Source organism: Demequina rhizosphaerae, from assembly GCF_000971255.1.
GTDB lineage: Bacteria > Actinomycetota > Actinomycetes > Actinomycetales > Demequinaceae > Demequina > Demequina rhizosphaerae.
The window spans coordinates 352,339-372,506 of the sequence record NZ_BBMC01000002.1 but is presented as its reverse complement, the minus strand read 5'-3'; the positions used below and the strand labels follow the sequence as shown (position 1 = coordinate 372,506).

General features: G+C 72.4%; 21 protein-coding genes. 15 read left to right on the top strand and 6 right to left on the bottom strand.

What is annotated here, in order from left to right; genetic code table 11:
* The first annotated feature begins 28 nt into the window (after window positions 1–28).
* Window positions 29–391, top strand: coding sequence for a RidA family protein (locus AOM07_RS01855; protein ID WP_062310831.1), 363 nt, complete (start codon window positions 29–31; stop codon window positions 389–391).
* A gap of 15 nt (window positions 392–406) precedes the next feature.
* Here AOM07_RS01855 and AOM07_RS01850 read toward each other — a convergent pair whose 3' ends face one another.
* Together AOM07_RS01850 and AOM07_RS01845 are read right to left on the bottom strand one after the other, a co-directional pair.
* Complete coding sequence (locus AOM07_RS01850) at window positions 407–994, bottom strand: hypothetical protein (RefSeq protein WP_062310828.1); 588 nt, start codon at window positions 992–994, stop codon at window positions 407–409.
* A gap of 41 nt (window positions 995–1,035) precedes the next feature.
* Window positions 1,036–1,569, bottom strand: a complete 534-nt coding sequence (locus AOM07_RS01845; RefSeq protein WP_062310826.1) for a CGNR zinc finger domain-containing protein — start codon at window positions 1,567–1,569, stop codon at window positions 1,036–1,038.
* Between the two features lie 39 nt (window positions 1,570–1,608).
* On the opposite strand from AOM07_RS01845, the gene AOM07_RS01840 reads away from it, so the two are divergent.
* On the top strand, window positions 1,609–2,712 hold the full coding sequence (locus AOM07_RS01840) for an EamA family transporter (protein WP_084830017.1): 1,104 nt from the start codon (window positions 1,609–1,611) through the stop codon (window positions 2,710–2,712).
* 95 nt (window positions 2,713–2,807) lie between these two features.
* Here the strand turns inward: AOM07_RS01840 and AOM07_RS01835 are convergent, their stop codons facing one another.
* Window positions 2,808–4,658, bottom strand: a complete 1,851-nt coding sequence (locus AOM07_RS01835; RefSeq protein ID WP_062310824.1) for a phosphoenolpyruvate carboxykinase (GTP) — start codon at window positions 4,656–4,658, stop codon at window positions 2,808–2,810.
* Between the two features lie 126 nt (window positions 4,659–4,784).
* Here AOM07_RS01835 and AOM07_RS01830 point away from each other — a divergent pair, with 126 nt between their 5' ends.
* The 8 genes from AOM07_RS01830 to AOM07_RS01795 all read left to right on the top strand — a co-directional run bounded on the left by AOM07_RS01830 (window position 4,785) and on the right by AOM07_RS01795 (window position 13,992).
* Window positions 4,785–6,221: a helix-turn-helix domain-containing protein gene (locus AOM07_RS01830; protein ID WP_062310822.1), complete on the top strand. Its 1,437-nt coding sequence runs from the start codon at window positions 4,785–4,787 to the stop codon at window positions 6,219–6,221.
* Between the two features lie 167 nt (window positions 6,222–6,388).
* Window positions 6,389–8,290 (top strand): translational GTPase TypA, encoded by a 1,902-nt coding sequence (gene typA, locus AOM07_RS01825; RefSeq protein ID WP_062310820.1) that lies wholly within the window; start codon window positions 6,389–6,391, stop codon window positions 8,288–8,290.
* 22 nt (window positions 8,291–8,312) lie between these two features.
* Window positions 8,313–8,669, top strand: coding sequence for a hypothetical protein (locus AOM07_RS01820; protein ID WP_156165274.1), 357 nt, complete (start codon window positions 8,313–8,315; stop codon window positions 8,667–8,669).
* Window positions 8,666–10,723: a VanW family protein gene (locus AOM07_RS01815; protein ID WP_062310816.1), complete on the top strand. Its 2,058-nt coding sequence runs from the start codon at window positions 8,666–8,668 to the stop codon at window positions 10,721–10,723. Before AOM07_RS01820 ends, AOM07_RS01815 begins: the two co-directional genes overlap by 4 nt.
* Window positions 10,724–10,830: 107 nt before the next feature.
* Complete coding sequence (gene fdxA, locus AOM07_RS01810) at window positions 10,831–11,151, top strand: ferredoxin (protein ID WP_042215085.1); 321 nt, start codon at window positions 10,831–10,833, stop codon at window positions 11,149–11,151.
* A 7-nt stretch (window positions 11,152–11,158) separates the two neighbouring features.
* On the top strand, window positions 11,159–12,268 hold the full coding sequence (dapC, locus tag AOM07_RS01805) for a succinyldiaminopimelate transaminase (RefSeq protein WP_062310814.1): 1,110 nt from the start codon (window positions 11,159–11,161) through the stop codon (window positions 12,266–12,268).
* Window positions 12,269–12,318: 50 nt separating this feature from the next.
* Complete coding sequence (locus AOM07_RS01800) at window positions 12,319–13,617, top strand: citrate synthase (protein WP_062310812.1); 1,299 nt, start codon at window positions 12,319–12,321, stop codon at window positions 13,615–13,617.
* A 78-nt stretch (window positions 13,618–13,695) separates the two neighbouring features.
* Window positions 13,696–13,992 carry a 2TM domain-containing protein gene (locus AOM07_RS01795; protein ID WP_082101423.1) on the top strand — a complete coding sequence of 99 codons (297 nt, stop codon included), beginning with the start codon at window positions 13,696–13,698 and terminating at the stop codon, window positions 13,990–13,992.
* Here the strand turns inward: AOM07_RS01795 and AOM07_RS01790 are convergent.
* Window positions 13,989–14,858 (bottom strand): hypothetical protein, encoded by an 870-nt coding sequence (locus tag AOM07_RS01790; RefSeq protein WP_062310809.1) that lies wholly within the window; start codon window positions 14,856–14,858, stop codon window positions 13,989–13,991. The genes AOM07_RS01795 and AOM07_RS01790 overlap by 4 nt on opposite strands.
* A 1-nt stretch (window position 14,859) precedes the next feature.
* Window positions 14,860–15,807, bottom strand: coding sequence for a 2,3,4,5-tetrahydropyridine-2,6-dicarboxylate N-succinyltransferase (gene dapD, locus AOM07_RS01785; RefSeq protein ID WP_062310807.1), 948 nt, complete (start codon window positions 15,805–15,807; stop codon window positions 14,860–14,862).
* Window positions 15,808–15,838: 31 nt separating this feature from the next.
* Here dapD and dapE point away from each other — a divergent pair, with 31 nt between their 5' ends.
* From dapE to AOM07_RS14365, 3 genes are all read left to right on the top strand, one after another.
* Window positions 15,839–16,930 (top strand): succinyl-diaminopimelate desuccinylase, encoded by a 1,092-nt coding sequence (gene dapE / locus AOM07_RS01780; RefSeq protein WP_062310804.1) that lies wholly within the window; start codon window positions 15,839–15,841, stop codon window positions 16,928–16,930.
* Between the two features lie 9 nt (window positions 16,931–16,939).
* The gene (locus tag AOM07_RS01775) at window positions 16,940–17,677 is read left to right on the top strand and encodes an LOG family protein (protein ID WP_062310802.1); all 738 of its coding nucleotides are present in this window, start codon (window positions 16,940–16,942) and stop codon (window positions 17,675–17,677) included.
* Between the two features lie 109 nt (window positions 17,678–17,786).
* Window positions 17,787–17,954, top strand: coding sequence for a DUF3117 domain-containing protein (locus AOM07_RS14365; RefSeq protein ID WP_082099596.1), 168 nt, complete (start codon window positions 17,787–17,789; stop codon window positions 17,952–17,954).
* Between the two features lie 41 nt (window positions 17,955–17,995).
* On the opposite strand, the gene AOM07_RS01770 is transcribed toward AOM07_RS14365, so the two are convergent.
* Window positions 17,996–18,625 (bottom strand): O-methyltransferase, encoded by a 630-nt coding sequence (locus AOM07_RS01770; protein WP_062310800.1) that lies wholly within the window; start codon window positions 18,623–18,625, stop codon window positions 17,996–17,998.
* A gap of 116 nt (window positions 18,626–18,741) precedes the next feature.
* On the opposite strand from AOM07_RS01770, the gene sigE reads away from it, so the two are divergent.
* On the top strand, window positions 18,742–19,329 hold the full coding sequence (gene sigE, locus AOM07_RS01765) for an RNA polymerase sigma factor SigE (protein ID WP_062310798.1): 588 nt from the start codon (window positions 18,742–18,744) through the stop codon (window positions 19,327–19,329).
* Complete coding sequence (locus AOM07_RS01760) at window positions 19,326–20,168, top strand: anti-sigma factor family protein (RefSeq protein ID WP_062310796.1); 843 nt, start codon at window positions 19,326–19,328, stop codon at window positions 20,166–20,168. Before sigE ends, AOM07_RS01760 begins: the two co-directional genes overlap by 4 nt.

Genomic DNA, 20,168 nt, shown 5'->3' with positions numbered 1-20,168 from the left:
TTACGCCTGGTGCGCGTAGCATCGCGGGATGACCCGACAGCTGATCTCCTCCGGCGGCCCCTGGGAGGAGCGCGTCGCGTACTCGCGCGCGGTGGTCCAGGGCGACTGGGCCTTCGTGTCCGGCACCACGAGCACGGCCAGCGACGACGTCGCCGAGCAGGCGGACGCGGCGCTCGCCACCATCGCGGGTGCGCTCGAGGAGGGCGGGTTCGCCATGGCCGACGTGGTGCGCGTGCGCTACCTGCTGCCCGACGCCGCCGACTTCGAGGCCTGCTGGCCCGTCCTGCGGCGCTGGTTCGGCGACGTGCGTCCCGCCGCGACGATGCAGCAGTGCGCGCTCATCGACCCCGCGATGAGGATCGAGATCGAGGCGACCGCCTACCGCGGCTGACGGCCGGCCGGGGACCTAGAAGAGCAGGCCCCAGATCGCGAGGGCGGTGCCCGCCACGACGGCCACGAGGCCGATCCAGTCCGGCGTGCGGGTGATCGAGGCGCCCTCGCCGCCGGCCTCGCCGCCCGCGGCCCGCCACTCGTCCCACGCATCGTGCACGAGTGCGGCGGCATCGCCCGACGGCGTGCCGGGAACGTCGCCGGCGCGCGCGTACTCGGCCTTGTCGATCGAGCCGCCCTCAGCCGCGCGCTCGTGCCTCTTCGAGGCGGCGGCTCCCGGCGCGGGCGCCGCGAACGCGCCCACCGTGCGGCCGTCGTCGCCCACCGCCTCGAGGCTCCAGCGGGTGCCGAGGTCGGAAAGCCGGGCGAACGGCACCGTCGCGACCTGCGTGACGTTGTGGAACTCCACGCGGCCCTCGCCCGCGGCGACGTGGGGGCGCAGGAACGCCGCCCAGCCGAACAGCGCGAGCGCCGCGCCGAGGCCCAGGCCGCCGTGCGCGTACCCGAAGCCGACGTTCGCGACGTGGACGACGGCGACGACCACGCCGATCGCGATGGCCAGCCATCCCCAGAGCGCGGACGAGCGGGCGCGGTAGGTCTGCATGACCCCATCGTCCCACGGCATCCGCGGACGACCCTCGGACGTCAGTCCTCGGACTGGCGCGCGCGGAACGCCGCCTGCGCGGCCCGGTTGGTGCACGTCACGGTGCAGTACTTGCGGGAGCGGTTGCGGCTGAGGTCGAGCACGACCCCCTCGCAGTCCTCCATCGCGCAGCGCGAGAACCGCTGCATCTCGTCGTCGCGCACCACGTCCGTCATCGCCATCGCGGTCTCCACGAGGATGCGCTCGTCCAGCGGGCGGTCCTCCGACGTCGCGTGGATGTGCCAGTCGCTGTCGCCGTGGCGCACCAGCTGGGGGACGGCCTCCTGCTCGGCGAGGATCGCGTTGATCTGCGGCACCGCATCGTCCCTGCTCGACAGGAACAGCCGGCGCAGCGGCGCGCGGATCGCGCGGACGGCCTCGAGGTCCTCCGCGACCGGGCGCCGGCCGGTGTAGCCGAAGCGGTCGAAGAACTCGACGAGCTCGTCGAACGTGGTGAGGGTGTCGGGCTCGAGCTCGGAGTTGGACAGGAAGACGCCCGACTCGAGCGCCTCTGCGGTGTCATTGGCGAACGTCATTTTGACACATTACCAAACGGCACCTTAGAGTCATGAGCCATGACCACGTTGACTCATGACGCCGCGCGCGTGAACCGCGTGCAGGGCCTCGTCCTCGCGCTGGCGTCCGCCGCCTCCTTCGGACTCTCCGGCAGCCTGGCCCGCGGCCTCATGGATGCGGGCTGGACCGCGGGCGCGGCCACGCTCGTGCGCGTCGCGATCGCCGCGGTCGTGCTCACCGTCCCGGCGCTCATCGCGCTGCGCGGACGCTGGCGCCTGCTCGCGCGCGCCGCGGGCACCGTGGTCGCCTACGGCGCGTTCGCGGTCGCGGGCGCGCAGCTCTTCTACTTCTTCGCGGTCGGCCACCTCGACGTGGGCGTCGCGCTGCTCATCGAGTACATGTCGCCGATCGTCGTCGTCGGGTACCTGTGGGCCACCCGCGGCCACAAGCCGGGCCGGCTCACGCTGCTCGGCGCCGTGGTCGCGATGTCGGGCATGGTGCTGCTGCTCGACCTCGTCGGCGGCGGCCACGTGAGCATCGTCGGCATCGGCTGGGCGCTCGGCGCGATGATCGGCGCGTCCGTCTACTTCGTCATCTCGAGCTCGAACTCGACGGGCCTGCCGCCCGTGACGCTCGCGTGGGGCGGCCTCATGGTCGCCGCCGTGATCCTCGGCGTCGCCGCCGCGACGGGCGTGCTGCCGCTGGCGTTCAGCACCGCGACCGTCCACCTGGTCCCGGTCGCCCTGCCGTGGTGGGCCGCCGTCGCGCTGCTCGGCATCGTGACCTCCGCGGTCGCCTACGTGGTCGGCATCGCCGCGACCCGCCGCCTCGGCGCGCGCCTCGGCTCGTTCGTCGCCCTCACCGAGGTGCTTGCCGCCGCGCTGTTCGCGTGGCTGCTCGTGGGCCAGGCGCCCGCCCCGGTCCAGATCGGGGGAGCGGTGCTCGTGCTCGCGGGCGTCATCCTCGTCAAGCTGGGCGAGCCCGACGAGCCCGCGCTGGCCGTCGTCCCCGAGCCCGCGCTCCCCGGCACCGACGTGGTCCCGGAGGACCCGGGCGCCCTGCTCGACGTCGCCGCGGACATCGCCGAGATCGCGGAGATCGCGGAGATCTCGGAGGCCACGGGCGCGGACGGGACCGACGAGCCCGTGCGCGCGACCCTCTAGCGCTCAGGCCTGCACGCGGCGCCTCCTCCTACGCGCCCGTGCACGAGTCGAGGCCGGATGTCTGATGAGCATCCGGCCTCGGCCCTCCCCCCGTCCTACAGCTCGTCGATGTCGGCGCGCATCCGGGTCAGACCCTCGCGGATCGGCTCCGGCACCTTGTCGCCGTACGAGTCGAGGAACGCCTGCGCGTCGTCGGCCTCCGCGGCGAGCGCCGCCTTGTCGAGGCCGAAGAGCTCGGCCCACGTCGCATCGTCCACGCCCGCGGCGGCGTGGTCGATCTCGCCCTCCGCCGGGATGAGCCCGAACGGGCTCTCGGCGCCCTCGGCGCGGCCCTCGATGCGGTCGAGCATCCAGGCCAGCGCGTGGATGTTCTCGCCGAAGCCCGGCCACAGGAAGCGGCCGTCGGCGCCCTTGCGGAACCAGTTCACCTGGAAGACCGCCGGCGCGCCGCCCGCGGCGTCCGCCTTCGCGCCCACCTCGAGCCAGTGCTTCCAGTGGTCGGCCATGTGGACGCCGCAGAACGGCAGCATCGCGAACGGGTCGCGGCGCAGCTCGCCCACCGTGCCCTCGGCCGCGGCCGTGCGCTCGGACGCGAGCGTCGCGCCCATGAGCATGCCGTGCTCCCAGTCGCGCGCCTGCGCGACCAGCGGGACGTTGGTGGCGCGGCGGCCGCCGAAGATCACCGCGTCGACCACGACGCCGGCCGGGTCGTCCCAGTCGTCCGAGATCGTCGGGCACTGCGCGGCGGAGACCGTGAAGCGCGAGTTCGGGTGCGCGGCCGGGGTGGACGATGCGGGGGTCCAGTCCTGGCCGAGCCAGTCGGTGAGGTGCGCGGGCGTCTCGTCCGTCATGCCCTCCCACCACACGTCGCCCTCGTCGGTGCGGGCGACGTTGGTGAAGACCACGTCGTGCGTGAGCGTGTCCATCGCGACCGGGTTGGTACCGCGGCCGGTGCCGGGAGCGACGCCGAAGAAGCCGGCCTCGGGGTTGATGGCGCGCAGGCGGCCGTCGGGTCCGGGGGCGAGCCACGCGATGTCGTCGCCCAGCGTCTCGACCGTCCAGCCGGGGATCGTGGGCTGCAGCATCGCGAAGTTCGTCTTGCCGCACGCGCTCGGGAACGCGGCGGCGACGTGGAAGACGCGGCCGCGCGGGTTGGTCACCTTGAGCAGCAGCATGTGCGCCGCGAGCCAGCCCTCGTCCTGGCCGATCGCGCTCGCGATGCGCAGCGCGAAGGCCTTCTTCGCGAGGATCGCGTTGCCGCCGTACGCCGAGCCGTACGACCACACCTCGCGCGACTCCGGGAAGTGCGAGATGTACTTGGTCTTGTTGCACGGCCACGGCACGTCCGCCTGGCCGGGGGCGAGCGGCGCGCCGACCGTGTGCGCGCACCGCACCCACTCGGTGTCGGGGCCGATCTGCGCGAGCGCGTCGGCGCCCATGCGGGTCATCGTGCCCATGCTCACCACGACGTAGGGCGAGTCCGTGACCTGGACGCCGTAGCGGGTGAGCGGGCCGCCGACGGGGCCCATCGCGAACGGCATCACGTACATCGTGCGGCCGCGCATGGCGCCGCGGAACAGCCCGTGGAGGGTCTCGCGCATCGCCGCCGGCGGCACCCAGTGGTTGGTGGGGCCGGCGTCCTCCTCCTTGACGGAGCAGATGAACGTGCGGGACTCGACGCGGGCGACGTCGTCGGGGTCGGAGCGCGCGAGGTAGCTGCCGGGGCGCAGCTCCGGGTCGAGCTCCTCGAGGGTGCCCGCGTCGACCATCTGGCGGATCAGCCGTGCGCGCTCGGGCTTCGAGCCGTCGCACCACACGACCTCGTCCGGCGTCGCGTGGAGGGCGAGGCGCTCCACCCACGAGACGATGCTCGGGTCGGCCCCCTCCGGGTGGCCCGCTCCGGTCGAGGTGCGCGTGTCGCGCAGCGGCTGCTCGATGATCGCCATGGCTGCTCCCTTGCGGCTGTCGATTGGTGAATTACTCCGCGTGCTTTCGACGCTACGGGCCCTGCAAGCCCTTCTGCCGCACTTTGGGGCGTGAAATTTGCCGAATCTTCACGTAGCGTGAATTCCATGCCGGATCTCTCCACGCTCGGCCGCCGCGTGCGGCACTTCCGCACCGAGGCGGGTCTCACGCTCGAGCAGCTGGGCCGCGACGTCGACGTCGCGCCCAGCCAGCTGTCGCTCATCGAGAACGGGCGGCGCGAGCCGCGGCTCACGCTCCTGTCCTCGCTCGCCGAGCGGCTCGGCGTGACCGTCGCGGACCTCCTCGACGCCGCGCCGCCCAGCCCGCGGGCCGCGCTCGAGATCGAGCTCGAGCACGCGCAGGAGGGGTCCGCGTACCGCGAGCTGGGCCTGCCCGAGCTGCGGCCGACCCGCGGCATGCCCGACGACGTGCTCCGCACCCTCGTGGGCCTCCACCGCGAGCTGGACCGGCGGGCGCGCCAGGCGATCGCCACGCCCGAGGAGGCGCGCCGCGCCAACACGCGCCAGCGGCTGCGGATGCAGTCGCTCGACAACCACGTGCCCGCGATCGAGTCGCTCGCGACCGAGGACGTCGCCGCCGTCGGGCACGCCGGCGGCGCGCTCACCCACCGGACCGTGAGCCTCATGGCCGCGCGGCTCGGGCTCAAGATCGTCCACGCCGACGACCTCCCGCACTCCGCGCGCTGCGTGCTCGACCTCGAGAACGGGCGCATCTACATCCCGCCGGCCTCGATCCCCGGCGGGCACGGCCTGCGCTCGCTCGCGCTGCAGGCCATGGCGCACATCCGGCTCGGCCACGGCGAGCCCACGAGCTACGCGGACTTCCTCCGTCAGCGCCAGGACGCGTCCTACTACGCGGCCGCGTGCCTCATGCCCGAGGAGCCCGCCGTCGCGTTCCTCGAGCGCGCCAAGCGCGAGCGGGACATCGCGATCGAGGACTTCCGCGACGCGTTCGGCGTCACCCACGAGGCCGCGGCGCTGCGCTTCTCCAACCTCGCGACCGTGCACCTCGGGATGCGCCTCCACTTCCTGCGCGCGGCCGGCGACGGCGCGGTGGTGCGCGCGTACGAGAACGACGGGCTGCCGCTGCCCGTCGACGTGACCGGCGCGACCGAGGGGCAGATCGTGTGCCGCCACTGGAGCGCGCGGCGCGCGTTCGCCCGCTCGACGCGCACGACGGAGTACTTCCAGTACACGGACACGCCCGCCGGCACGTTCTTCGAGGCGACGCAGACCGGCGCGACGGAGGCCGAGGAGTTCTCGATCACCATCGGCGTCCCGTACTCGGACTCGAAGTGGTTCCGCGGCCGCGAGACCCAGAACCACGAGGTGTCGCGGTGCCCCGACCTCAGCTGCTGCCGCCGGCCCGACGCGGAGGAGGCCTCCCGGTGGGCGGGCCGGGCGTGGGCGAGCGCCCGCGTCCACGCGCACATCTTCTCCCCGCTGCCGCGCGGCACCTACCCCGGGATCGACGACCGGGAGCTCTACGCCTTCCTCGACGCCCACGCGGACGATTCCCAATGACAGATGTGACTCCTGTGCACCGGTGAGGCGGCGCCGGCGGCGCCTTCCTTCCGGGCGCCGTCACATCAGTCGCAAGCGTCATTGGGAATCGACGCGTCGCGCCCCGTAGAATGAACCGGCGGTCCATGTCGGACCGAGCACCCCTTCAATTGGAAACGAGTTCCCGCATGCCCCTGCGCTCCGATCTGCGCAACGTCGCCATCGTCGCCCACGTCGACCATGGCAAGACCACCCTCGTCGACGCGATGCTCGTCCAGGGAGGCGCCTACGGCGACCACGCCCACGTCGAGGACCGCGCCATGGACTCCGGCGACCTCGAGCGCGAGAAGGGCATCACGATCCTCGCGAAGAACACCGCGATCCGGTACACCGGCGAGGCCGCCGGCCCCGAGGGCGTGACCATCAACGTCATCGACACCCCCGGCCACGCCGACTTCGGCGGCGAGGTCGAGCGCGGCCTGTCCATGGTCGACGGCGTCGTGCTGCTCGTGGACGCCTCCGAGGGCCCGCTGCCGCAGACCCGCTTCGTCATGCGCAAGGCGCTCGCGGCGCACCTGCCCGTCATCATCGTCGTCAACAAGGTCGACCGTCCGGACTCGCGCATCTCCGAGGTCGTCGACGAGACCCACGACCTGCTGCTCGGCCTTGCGTCCGACCTCCACGACGAGGTGCCGGACCTCGACGTCGACGCCCTCCTCGAGGTGCCCGTCGTCTACGCGTCCGCGAAGAACGGCATCGCGTCGCTCACGCAGCCCGCGGACGGCACCCTGCCCGACGGCGACAGCGTCGAGCCGCTGTTCAAGGTCATCATGGAGCGCATCCCCGCCCCCGAGTACGAGGAGGGCCACCCCCTCCAGGCGCACGTCACCAACCTCGACGCGTCGCCGTTCCTCGGCCGCCTCGCGCTGCTGCGCGTCTTCAACGGCGAGATCCGCAAGGGCCAGCAGGTCGCGTGGGCTCGCAAGGACGGCTCGCTCAAGCCCGTGAAGATCACCGAGCTGCTCGAGACCAAGGGCCTCGAGCGCGTGCCCGCCGAGTCCGCCAAGGCGGGCGACATCGTCGCCGTCGCCGGCATCGAGGAGATCACCATCGGCGAGACCCTCACGGACGTCGAGGACCCGCGCCCGCTGCCGCTCATCACGGTCGACGACCCGGCCATCTCGATGACCATCGGCATCAACACGTCCCCGCTCGCCGGCCGCGTCAAGGGCGCGAAGGTCACCGCGCGCCAGGTCAAGGACCGCCTCGACAAGGAGCTCATCGGCAACGTGTCGATCCGCGTGCTCCCCACCGAGCGCCCCGACTCGTGGGAGGTCCAGGGCCGCGGCGAGCTCGCGCTCGCGATCCTCGTCGAGCAGATGCGCCGCGAGGGCTACGAGCTCACCGTCGGCAAGCCGCAGGTGGTCACCAAGGAGATCGACGGCAAGCTCCACGAGCCGATGGAGCACATGACCATCGACGTGCCCGAGGAGCACCTCGGCGCCGTCACCCAGCTCCTCGCGTCCCGCAAGGGCCGCATGGAGTCGATGTCGAACCACGGCACCGGCTGGGTCCGCATGGAGTTCATCGTCCCGGCGCGCGGCCTCATCGGCTTCCGCAGCCAGTTCCTCACCGACACGCGCGGCACCGGCATCGCGTCGTCCATCGCGCACGGCTACGAGCCGTGGACCGGCCTCATCGAGTACCGCACCAACGGCTCGCTCGTCGCGGACCGCGCCGGCGCGGTCACGTCGAACGCGCTCATGGCGCTCCAGGACCGCGGCACCTTCTTCGTGGGCCCCACCGAGGACACCTACGAGGGCATGGTCATCGGCGAGAACTCGCGCAACGAGGACATGGACGTCAACATCACCAAGGAGAAGAAGCTCAACAACATCCGCTCGTCGACGGCGGAGGAGCTCGAGCGCCTGGCCCCGCCGCGCCGCCTCACCCTCGAGGAGTCCCTCGAGTTCGCGCGCGAGGACGAGTGCGTCGAGGTGACGCCGGAGAAGGTGCGCATCCGCAAGGTCATCCTCGACGGCACCGAGAGGGCACGCGCCGCGTCGCGCGCGAAGCGCCAGAACGCCTGACGCGACGCCTACCATGGCAGGCATGGCTCGCATCGTCTGGTCCTCCCTCGTCATCGCGCTCATCGGCGCGATCGTGGCCCTCGTGGGCGCGGGTTCGCACCGCGCCTACGGGTGGGCCGGGGTGATCGTGTGCCTCGTCATGGTGGCCACCGCGAGCGTGTTCTCGCGGGCCTGGCTCGGCTTCGCCGGCCTCGCCATCTTCGGCACCGCGTGGGCGGTGCTCACGGTGATGCTCGCGCAGGAGGGCCCCGGCGGGTCGCTGCTCATCCCCAACGACGCCGTCAGCCTCACGTGGGTCTACGGCGGCGCGGTGGTGATCGGCGCCGTCGCGCTCGTGCCCCGCCGCGTGCTCGGCGACGCGAAGGCGGCTGTGTCGTGACCGACCCGCGGGACGAGCGGCCGGAGGACCGGGAGGACGACCTCGACGAGGCCCAGACCGAGATCGACGCAGACCTCGACGGCGACGACGCGCCCGCGGACACGGAGGACGATGCGGCGGAGGCCCCCGAGGACGAGGCACCGGAGGCCGAGGTCGCCGACGACGACGCCACCGAGCAGGTCCCGGCCTTCCTCGCGGAGCCGCCGGAGGAGCCCGAGCCCGAGGCGGACCCGGAGGCGACCGCGGTGCTGCCGCCCGTGACGGACGACGCGCCGGCGCCCGAGCCCGACACCGAGGCCACCGCCGTCATGGAGCCCGTCCCGGCCGCGGTGCCTGCCGCGGAGCCCGAGCAGGCCGTCGCGACCGACGAGGTCGCCGAGACCGAGGAGAGGCGTCGCGTGCACTGGGGACGATGGGCGTTCGTGTTCGTGCTGATCGCGCTGGTCGGCGGCTACTTCGCCGCCGCGGTCTACGCATCCGGGCGGGTCGCCGCCGGCACCACGGTGCAGGGCGTCGACCTCGGCGGGATGACGCGAGACGAGGCTGTCGAGGCGCTCCAGCCCACCGTCAAGGACCTCAACAACGCCCCCGTCGTCCTCACCACCGAGGACGCCGAGGCGGAGATCGTGCCCAAGGACTCCGGCCTCCTCGCCGGTGCGGGCGCCACCGTCGACCAGCTGCTGCGCTTCAGCCTCGCGCCGTTCGACATCCTCCGCTCCTTCACCGGCGCGGAGCGCGAGGTCGAGCTCGTCACCGTCGTCGACCAGGACACGCTCGCGGAGGCGATCGACGGCACCCGCGAGGAGCTCGAGGTCGACGGCCAGGACGCCGCCGTCGAGATCACCGGCACCGGCGCGCGGTCCGTCGAGGCCGTGGACGGCGTCGCGGTCGACGCGGAGGCGACCGCGGAGGGCCTCGGCGAGGCGTGGCCGGTCGACACCTACCCGGTGGTCACGGACCTCAAGGCCGCGGCCATCACCACCGAGGACGCCGACGCCTTCGTGTCGGAGCTCAACTCCGAGGTGCTCGCGGGCGACGTCGACATGGCCGGCGAGAACGGGGACGCGACCGTCACCGCGGAGCAGCTCACCCGCTTCGGCTCGGTCGAGGACGTCGACGGCGAGCTCACGCTCGTGATCGACGGCCCGTCGCTGGCCGCCGAGCTCGAGTCCGCCGACCCGGGCCTCGTGAGCGCCCCCACGTCCGCATCGTTCTCCTTCACCAGCAGCCACCAGCTCAAGACCACGAAGTCGCAGCCGGGCCGCGCGATCGACGGCGACGCCCTCGGCGAGGCGGTCGTCGCCGCCGCCGGGAGCGCCGAGCGCGCGGGCGAGCTGCCGTACCGGAACACCAAGGCGACCGTGACGAGCGGCGACCTCGGCGTCAAGGACTTCAAGACGAAGGTCGCGTCCTTCGACACCCCGCTCACCGACGAGCCGGTCCGCACCCAGAACCTCGTGCGCGGCGCCGAGAAGGTCACGGGCGTGGTGGTGAAGCCCGACGAGACGTTCTCGCTGCTCGACTCGCTCGCGCCCATCACGGAGGCGGGCGGCTACCAGGCGGCCCACATCATCGTCGACGGCTACCTCACCAACGGCATCGGCGGCGGGCTGTCGCAGATGGCGACCACGGTCTACAACGCCGCGTACTTCGCGGGCCTCGAGGACGTCGAGCACCGCCCGCACACCAAGTGGTTCACCCGCTATCCGGCCGGCCGCGAGGCGACCATCTTCGTCGGCTCGCTCGACCTGCGGTTCAAGAACAACACCCCGTACGCGCTCGTCATGAGCTCGTACGTGACCGGCGGCCGCCTCCACGTCGACATCTGGTCCACGCCGTACTACGACGTCAAGACGTACGCGTCGGACAAGACCAACTTCGTGCAGCCCAAGAAGGTCGAGTCCGACCGCGCCAGCTGCCTCGATACCCCCATGGGCAACCCCGGCTTCACCATCACGAACCGGCGCGAGGTGTACCTCGACGGCGACCTCGTCGACGAGTCGTCGTACACCTGGACCTACCAGCCCGACAACGGCGTCACCTGCACGAACTAGCGGGGACGATGCGCCCCCCGCGGGCCCCCGGCGGACCTGGCGGGGGCGCCCTTGCCCGGCGGTATGATGAGCGCGACCCCCCGTAGAGCCGAGGTTGAGGAGACGCAGTGACCTACGTCATCGCCCTGCCGTGTGTCGACGTCAAGGACAAGGCGTGCATCGACGAGTGTCCCGTCGACTGCATCTACGAGGGTGAGCGCATGCTCTACATCCACCCCGACGAGTGCGTCGACTGCGGCGCCTGCGAGCCGGTCTGCCCGGTCGAGGCGATCTACTACGAGGACGACGTGCCCGACAAGTGGGCGGAGTACTACAACGCCAACGTCGAGTTCTTCTCGGAGATCGGGTCGCCCGGGGGCGCCGCGAAGATGGGTCTGATCGAGCACGACCACGACCTCATCAAGTCGCTCGCCCCGCAGAACGGCTGAACCGGGCATGGGCCTCAGCCCTCGCTCGCTGCCCGACTTCCCGTGGGACTCCCTCGCGCCCTACAAGGCGCGGGCCGCGGCGCACCCTGACGGCCTGGTCGACCTGTCCGTCGGCACGCCCGTCGACCCCACGCCGGCGGTGATCCGCGACGCGCTCGCGGCCGCCGCCGACGCGCCCGGCTACCCGACCACGCACGGCACGGCCGCGCTGCGCGAGGCCGTCGCGGACTGGTTCGCGCGCCGGCGCGGGGCGCCCGGCGTGGACCCCATGGCGGTGCTGCCGACCGTGGGCTCGAAGGAGCTCGTCGCGACCCTGCCCGCGTACCTCGGGCTCGGGGAGGGCGACGTCGTCGTGCACCCGCGCGCCGCGTACCCCACCTACGACGTGGGCGCGCGGCTCGCGGGCGCGACCCCGCTCGCGGCGGACGACGTCGACGCGTGGCGCGGCAACCCCGCCGTGCGGCTCGTGTGGGTGAACTCGCCGTCGAACCCCACCGGGGCGGTCGCGGACGCCGCGCACCTCGCGGAGGTGGTCGCCGCGGCGCGCGAGATCGGGGCGCTCGTCGCCTCGGACGAGTGCTACGCGGAGCTGTCGTGGACCGGCGCGCCCGTGCCGTCGATCCTCGACCCCCAGGTGTGCGGCGGCTCCCACGAGGGCGTGCTCGCCGTCTACTCGCTGTCGAAGCAGTCCAACCTCGCCGGGTACCGGGCGGCGTTCGTCGCGGGCGACCCCGCGGTGATCGCGCCGCTGCTCGAGGTGCGCAAGCACGCGGGCCTCATCGTGCCCGCCCCCGTCCAGGCGGCGATGGTCGCGGCGCTGCGCGACGACGCCCACGTGGCGGAGCAGAAGGAGCGCTACCGCGCGCGACGCGCCGCGCTGCTGCCGGCCGTCCAATCGGCCGGATTCCGTGTCGACCGCTCCGAGGCGGGCCTCTACCTGTGGGCCACCCGCGACGAGGATTGCTGGCTGACCCTTGATTACCTCGCAGAACGGGGCATACTGGCGGCTCCGGGCGCGTTCTACGGCGAGGCGGCACGCCGACACGTGCGCATCGCCCTCACCGCGAGCGATTCCGGAGTCTCTGCGGCATCTAGTAGGCTCGCAAAACGCGAGTAAACCGGCGCTCAAATGTTGGGCGACGGCACATGGGTTTCGAAGGGGAGAACATGGCGCAAGTGGCGGACGCAAGGCTGACGGTCGACGGCACCACCAGGGAGCTCCCCCTGGAGCGGTCGACCATCGGCAACGACGGCATGTCCGTCGCCACGCTCATGCGCGACACCGGGCTCGTCACCGTCGACCCGGGCTTCATGAACACCGCCTCCTGCGAGAGCTCGATCACCTACATCGACGGCGACAACGGCATCCTGCGCTACCGGGGCTACCCGATCGAGCAGCTCGCCGAGCAGTCGACGTTCCTCGAGGTCGCGTACCTCCTCATCCACGGCGAGCTGCCCACCACGGACCAGCTCACCGCGCTCAACAACCGCGTGTCGCGCCACATGCACGTGCACGAGGGCATCAAGGCGTTCCTCGGGGCCTTCCCCCGCGACGCGCACCCCATGGCCGTGCTCTCGGGTGCGATCAGCGCGCTCAGCACGTTCTACCCCGAGTCGGTGGGCCGCGACCCCGAGCAGATCGAGCTCGCGACGGTCCTCATGCTCGCGAAGAGCGCGACCGTGATCGCGTACCTCCAGCGCCGTGCCGGCGGCGGCGACCTCATCGAGCCCCGCCGCGGCGGCCACTACGTCGACGAGTTCATGCGCATCGCGTTCTCGCCCGAGTCCGGCGAGATCGACATCGATCCCGCGGTCCGCCGCGCGGTCGACGTGCTGCTCATCCTCCACGCCGACCACGAGCAGAACTGCTCGACGTCGACCGTGCGCATCGTCGGCTCCTCGCACGCGAACATCTACGCATCGGTCGCGGCGGGCGTGGGAGCGCTGTCCGGACCGCTCCACGGCGGTGCCAACGAGGCCGCGCTGCGCATGTTCGACCAGATCAAGGAGTCGGGCGACTCGGTCGAGCAGTTCGTCGCGAAGGTCAAGGACAAGGCCGAGGGCGCGCGCCTCATGGGCTTCGGCCACCGCGTCTACAAGTCGTACGACCCGCGCGGCGCGGTCGTGAAGAAGCTCGCGGACGAGCTCCTCACGCAGCTCGGCGGCAGCGACGAGACGTTCGAGATGGCGCAGCGCCTCGAGGAGATCGCGCTGTCCGACGAGTACTTCATCGAGCGCAAGCTGTACCCGAACGTCGACTTCTACACGGGCCTGCTGTATTCGGCGATGGGCTTCCCCACGCCGATGTTCACGCCGCTGTTCGCGCTCGGCCGCATGCCCGGCTGGATCGCGCACTACCGCGAGATGCTGGCCGACCCGCGCACCAAGATCGGCCGCCCGCGCCAGATCTACACGGGCGAGATCACGCGCGACTACGTGCCGCTCGACCAGCGCACCGACGCCTGACGTCGTTATCGTGGGGGTGAGGACCGGGTCGTCCTCGCCGGCGTCCCGCCCTCATCGGACGACGACAGGGGGCACGAGATGACGATGGACGACGACGCGCTGCGGCGCGAGGCCAAGCGACGCGTCGAGGCGCGCAACGGCTTCTACTGGTTCCTGGTCGTGTGCGTGGTGCTGTGGAGCATGTTCACCCTGATCTGGTGGATGAACGGCGGCGGCTACTTCTGGCCCGCCTGGCCGATGCTCGGCATGGGCATCGCGCTCGCATTCACCGCGGCGGCGGCGTTCCTGCCCGGCGCCGGCAAGGTGAGCGAGGACCGCGTCGAGCGCGAGTACCGCAAGCTCAAGGGACAGGGCGAGGGCCCGCAGGCTCCCTAGGCCTCCGCGCGCGGCAGCAGTTGCACGGCGACGCCGACCACGTCGGCCGGCGCCCGGACCTTGCTCGCGCCCACGCCGCGCTCCCACCCCGCGGCGCCGTTGACGACGGCCTCGACGGACTCCGCGCCCGCGACCGCGACCAGCCACGCCGCGACCGCGTCCCGCTGGGACTCGTCGCCGCCGGCGGGCATGACGTCGAGCCAGATCGCGTCCTCCGTGGCGGCGAGCCGGCGCACCTCGTACGCGCCGTCGCCGAAGTCCGCGTCGAGCCGGCGGACGAGGGCCGCCGCGGTCGTCCCCGGGCCCGCCTCGACGTCGCAGTCGACCGCGAGGCTGCCCGAGTGCCCCCGCAGCGCCGACGCCCAGAGCCGGGCCGCCGCCTCGCGGTTCGCGTACGCGTCCGGGAACGCCGACCGCTGCACGGTCTGCGCCGCGACCGTGACCGCCATGTCCTGCCAGCCGTCGACCTTCACCAGGGCCCGGTAGAACGTGTCGGTCGAGTAGTAGGGGTCCATGATCTCCGCGACCGTGCCCCAGCCCTGCGACGGGCGCTGCTGGAACAGGCCGATCGAGTCCCGGTCGCCGTAGTCGATGTTGACGAGCGACGACTCCTGCATCGCGGTGGCGATGCCGATGGTCGCGCCGCGCGCCGGCAGGCCGAGGCGCGCCGAGGCCGCGGCGATGAGCGCGGCGTTGCCCGCCTGCTCGGCCGTGAGGGTCGACGCGCCGTCCCCCAGGCTCGCCGTGCATCGTCCCGACGCCGTGGTCGGCGCGTTCCGCTCGCTGAAGAGGTACGAGCCGTAGACCGCGGCGCCGCCGGCGACGACGAGCACCGTGACGGCGGCGACGGTGCGCCGCCGGCTCACGTCAGTTGGCGTGCAGCGCGGCGTTGAGCTCGATGCCCTTGCCCTGGCGCTGCACCGCCTCGAGCGCGCCCGACTGGGAGTTGCGGCGGAACAGGATGCCGTCCTGGCCCGCGAGCTCGCGCGCCTTCACGACGACGGGGTTGCCGTCGTCGTCCGTCTGGCCGACGAGCAGCACCTTGGAGCCGGCGGTGACGTAGAGGCCCGCCTCGACGATGCAGTCGTCGCCGAGCGGGATGCCGAGGCCCGAGTTCGCGCCGAGCAGCGAGCGCTCGCCGATCGAGATGATGTGCTTGCCGCCTCCGGACAGCGTGCCCATGATCGAGGCGCCGCCGCCCACGTCCGAGCCGTCGCCGACGACCACGCCCGCGGAGATGCGGCCCTCGACCATCGAGTGGCCGAGCGTGCCGGCGTTGAAGTTGCAGAAGCCCTCGTGCATGACGGTCGTGCCCTCGGCGAGGTGCGCGCCCAGGCGCACGCGGTCCGCGTCGGCGATGCGCACGCCGGAGGGGACCACGTAGTCGACCATGCGCGGGAACTTGTCGATGCCGTGCACGGTGAGGTGCTTGCCGAACGCGCGGTAGCGCAGGCGCACCTGCTCGAAGCCCTCGATCGCGCACGGGCCGTCCGAGGTCCACACCGCGTTGGTGAGGACGCCGAAGAGGCCCTCGAGGTTGAGGCCGTGCGGCTGCACGATGCGGTGGCTGAGCAGGTGGAGGCGCAGGTACGCGTCCTCGACGGAGGCGGGCGCCTCGTCGAGGTCGATCACGGTCTTCACGACGCGGATCTCGACGTCGCGCAGGTCGTCCGTGCGCTCCGCGGCCTTGAGCTGCGCGGAGGCCGCGTCGCGCGCCTTGGGCTCGCCGAGCGCGGGCGCCGGGTACCACGTGTCGAGCACGGTGCCGTTGTTGTCGATGGTCGCGAGGCCGAAGCCGAAGGCGGGTCGAGTCATGGCTCCAAGGGTACGTGGATAGGGTGGCCCCATGACGCACCTCGACCTCGCGGCCCCCGTCGAAGAGCTCGCCAAGGCCCTGGTGGACATCCCCTCGGTGAGCGGCAACGAGGACCGCATCGCGGACGCCGTGGAGGCCGCCCTCGTCCCGCTCGCGCACCTCGAGGTGATCCGCCTCGGCAACGCGATCGTCGCGCGCACGCACCTCGGTTGCGACGAGCGGGTCGTCATCGCCGGGCACCTCGACACCGTGCCGATCAAGGGCAACGTGCCGGGGGAGTGGTCGCCCGAGGGCGACCTCGTGGGGCGCGGCTCGGTCGACATGAAGGCCGGCGTCGCGGTGCAGCTGTCGCTCGCCGCCGCCCTCGACGCGCCCACGCGCGACGTCACCTGGGTGTTCTACGACCAGGAGGAGGTCGAGGCGGACCGCAACGGCCTGGGCCGCGTCGCGCGCGAGCGTCCCGACCTGGTCGCGGGCGACTTCGCGGTGCTGTGCGAGCCCACGCAGGGCGTCATCGAGGGCGGGTGCAACGGGACGATGCGCGCCGAGGTCCGCATCCACGGCCGCGCCGCGCACAGCGCGCGGGCCTGGAAGGGCGTCAACGCGGTGCACCGCGCGGCCCCGCTGCTCGCCGCGCTCGCGGCGTACGACGCGGAGACGATCACCGTCGACGGGCTCGACTACCGCGAGGGGATCAACGCGGTGGGCATCTCCGGCGGCGTCGCGGGCAACGTCATCCCCGACTCCTGCGTCGTCACCGTGAACTACCGCTTCGCGCCCTCGTGGAGCCTCGAGGACGCCCAGGCGCGCCTCGAGGGGCTCGTCGCGTCGGCCGGGCTCGACGACTACGACCTCGTCTACACCGACCTGTCCGGCGCCGCCCGGCCCGGCCTCGACGCCCCGCTCGCCGCATCGTTCGCCGCCTCGGTCGCCGCGACGGGCGTGGCCGCGCCGCGCGCGAAGCAGGGCTGGACGGACGTCGCGCGCTTCGGCGAGCTCGGCATCCCCGCGGTCAACTACGGCCCGGGCGACCCCGAGCTCGCGCACGCCGACGACGAGCGCTGCCCCGTGGCCGACATCCGCCACTGCCGCGCCGGCCTGGAGGCGTGGCTCACGTCCTGAGGAGGGACCATGAAGGAGTACCGCAAGGGCCCCGTGGTGCTGCGCGGCCGCAACGTCCCCACGACCTCCACAGGCGAGCGGCTGCTCGACGAGCAGCACCGCGCCGACTGGCTGCACGGCGACCCGTGGCGCGTGCTCCGCATCCAGTCCGAGTTCGTCGAGGGCTTCGGCGCGCTCGCGGAGCTCGGCCCCGCGATCACGGTCTACGGGTCCGCGCGCTCGGCTCCCGGGTCCCCCGAGTACGAGGCGGGCGTCGAGGTGGGGCGCCTCCTGGTCGAGGCCGGCTACGCGGTCATCACGGGCGGCGGCCCGGGCTGCATGGAGGCCGCCAACCTCGGCGCCGTCGAGGCGGGAGGCACGTCGGTCGGGCTCGGCATCGAGCTGCCGTTCGAGCAGTCGATGAACGAGCACATCAACCTCGGCATCAACTTCCGCTACTTCTTCGTCCGCAAGACGATGTTCGTCAAGTACGCGCAGGGCTTCATCGCTCTCCCGGGCGGCTTCGGCACGCTCGACGAGCTGTTCGAGTGCCTCACGCTGGTGCAGACCCGCACCGTGCGCCGCTTCCCGATCGTGCTGTTCGGGGAGGCGTACTGGGGGCCGCTGCTCGGGTGGCTGCGCGACACGGTCGCCGCCGACGGGAAGATCTCGCCCCACGACCTCGACCTCATCCACGTCACGGACGACCCGGCCACCGCCGTGAGGCTCGCGACCGCGCGTCACCGCGGGGAGGACGGCTCCGCGTGACGCCTTGTCCCCCGGATCGGAGGGATTTGGGAACGCTCCCGCGCGCGCAGTAGAATCAGGGGCAACGCCGCGGAGGGCGGCGTTCGATCCACCCGAGGAGATCCACACGATGGCTGCAATGAAGCCCCGCACCGGTGACGGCCCCATGGAGGTCGTGAAGGAGGGTCGCAGCTACGTCATGCGTGTCCCGCTCGAGGGCGGCGGTCGTCTCGTGGTCGAGATCAGCGCGGACGAGGTCAAGGAGCTCGGCGACGCGCTCCACTCGGCGCTCCAGTAGCCCCCGCCCCGCGCATCGTCCCGCGAGGACGATGCGCGGCTTCAGGCCTTGACGGCGGCCAGCAGCCCGTCGCCGCCGGTCAGCAGCGCGAGCGTGAGGCTCTCGTCCTCGCGCACCGCCTTGAGGGTCTCCCGCACCGCCGTGGTGTCCTTGTCGCGCTGCGCCGGGTCCGGCACGCGGCCGTGCCACAGCGCGTTGTCGAGGAGCAGCAGCCCGCCCGAGCGCAGCAGCCGCAGCGCATGCTCGAGGTACGCGGGGTACTCGGTCTTCTGCGCGTCGATGAGGACGATGTCGTAGCCGCCGTCCGTGAGGCGCGGCAGCACGTCGAGCGCGCGGCCCGTGATCATGCGCGCCCGCTCGGGAGCGAAGCCCGCCGCCGCGACGGTGCGTCGCGCGGCCTTGTGGTGCTCGGGCTCCATGTCGATCGTGGTGACGACGCCCGCGGGCGCCATGCCGCGCAGGAGATACGTGAGCGAGACCCCGGCGCCGGTGCCGATCTCGACGGCGGACGTGGCGCGCATCGCCCGCGCGAGCACCTCGATCGCACGCGCGGCGCCCGGCAGCACCGGCACGCAGCCGAGCTGGTCGGCGACGTCGCGCGCCTCCAGGATGACGCGGTCCTCCTCGACGAAGTCCTCCGCGTACGCCCAGTTCGCTGCCTCGATGCTCATCGCGCCTCCCTCACGGGGGTCAGCCTATCGGGACGTCCCAGCGAACTCTCAGACTCGCGTGGGAACATGAGGGCATCGGAGCCCGTTGAACCGGATGTGATCGAGGAGGGAGCACGATGACGGAGACCGCCGTCCCTGCCACCGAGGTCGTCCCTGCCGAGGCGCCCGAGCTCACGTGGGAGAGCATCGTCGCCAACCACTCCGCTCGCGTGTACCGCCTCGCGTACCACCTCACCGGCAACCAGCACGACGCCGAGGACCTCACGCAGGACGTCTTCGTGCGCGTGTTCAACTCGCTGTCGCAGTACAAGCCGGGCACGTTCGAGGGCTGGCTCCACCGCATCACCACCAACCTCTTCCTCGACCGCATGCGCCGCAAGAAGCGCATCCGCTTCGACTTCATGGCCGACGACGACGCGGCGGTCGCGACGTCCGACAGCTTCGACCGTCACGAGCGCTCGGGTCAGCCCGAGGACGCGTTCGACATGTCGAACCTGGGCGACGACATCATCGCCGCGCTCGCCGACCTGCCTCCCGAGTACCGCGCCGCCGTGGTGCTGAGCGACATCGAGGGCCTCTCGTACGAGGAGATCGCGGTCACGCTCGGCATCAAGATGGGCACCGTCCGGTCCCGCCTGTCGCGTGCGCGCGCCCGTCTCCGCGAGTCCCTCGCGCATCGTGCGCCCGTGCGAGGTGGCACGTGACGGGACGCCACCTCGGGGATCGGATCCACGATCTGCTCGACCACCGCCTCTCGTCGGAGGCGGCCGCCGAGGCGATGGCCCATCTCGAGGGGTGCGCCGAGTGCGACGCGCGCTGGCGCGAGCTGCGTGCCGCGCGCGAGGCCCTGCATTCCTCCGAGGCCGGCATCGACCTGCGCTTCACCGAGCAGCTCCTCGACCGCGACCGCATGGCCGAGATCGCGCAGCAGGAGACCCGTCAGCGGGCGCGCGCCGCGCGCGGGCGCGACCGGCGCCCCGCGGTGCTCACGCTGTCCCTCACCCTGATCCTTGTCGCCGTCATCGGCGCCGCGTACGTCGCCGGCGCCCCCGAGGACGTCGACCCAGGCCTCTCGGCCCAGGCGGACACCGCCGGGCAGAGCATCGTCCGGATGGACTCCTCCACGCTCCGCGAGGGTGGGCTGTCCGGCGACTGGATCCAGCCGGATTGGCAGTCGACTGGATTCATCCCTGTCGAGGGGACGGTGCGCGAGGCCGCCAGCGGCTCCCGCGTCCTCGTCTACACCCTGCTCACCGACGCCGAGCCCGTGCTCGTGCTGGAGCAGCAGGGCCGCCTCCGCTACGACCGCGTGGCCGCGCTGCCGCGGGTCGAGGCGGGAGGCCTCGACGCCTATGTGGTCTCCACCTCCCCGAGCCGTCTCGCCTGGCAGGCGGGCGGAGTCGTCGTCGCGCTCTCGTGCAGCTGCGCCCTCGACACGCTCGAGGAGGTCGCGGCCGCGTTCCCGCAGGACGACGAGCCCGGGCCCGTCGACCAAGTCATGACCGGCCTGGGCGTCTTCGTCGACGCGCTCACCGGCCACTAG